The sequence below is a fragment of the Vibrio sp. D173a genome (genome assembly GCF_030248475.1).
On the sequence record NZ_JAHGAH010000829.1, the window covers coordinates 1 to 594 of the forward strand.

The following is a 594-nucleotide window of genomic DNA, read 5'->3' on the forward strand; positions in this document are numbered from 1 at the left end:
AAAACAAGAAAATAGAACTAGATTGGCAATAAATACACACCTGTAGATGAAAGTGCTCCGGAAATAATCTCACCATAGAGATATTTTTTATCTAAATAACGATAGCAACAACGGCTCTTCCCTCTAAGGTACATTGACGATATCAAAGGAAAGTATCCTTTTATCGAAAGAAGATTCGCTCGATAATACACTGCAGAAAGCTATATAAAGTTGAGCCAATAATAAAAATGATAGAATAAGCAAAAAGACTAGTCATAAACGCGGTATACATCATTCTTGCTGTAGTAGCGAACTTTTGTTCTAGATTGGTTCAGATATAAATCTTCAGCGACTTGTTCAACAATTTGGTTTGCAGTATTGCCCTTATATTCCAAATCAGCAGCAACTTTAAAATCAGTTTGAGATTCCCAAATACACTTCAACTCTTCGCTACGACACCAGTTAAGGAACTGCTTTTTAAACGATTTTTTCTCTGCAAGTTTGAAAGATGAGATAGCCCGAGCCTGGTTTTTAGCTTCTGCCGGCTGAGAGTCAATCAGCTTACTTGCTACCACTGATGTTTCAACGACAACTGGCTCTGAATTGATTGGCTTA

General features: G+C 36.7%; 2 protein-coding genes. Both read right to left on the minus strand.

Features of this window, described 5'->3' with window-relative positions; all coding sequences use genetic code 11:
- Positions 1-17: 17 nt before the first annotated feature.
- A complete protein-coding gene (locus tag KIV40_RS35635; protein WP_375164912.1) occupies positions 18-191 on the minus strand; it encodes a prepilin peptidase in 174 nt (57 codons plus the stop codon).
- Between the two features lie 57 nt (positions 192-248).
- Positions 249-594, minus strand: a 346-nt coding sequence (locus tag KIV40_RS29615) for a TcpQ domain-containing protein (RefSeq protein ID WP_285352833.1), incomplete at its 5' end; no start/stop codon positions are given.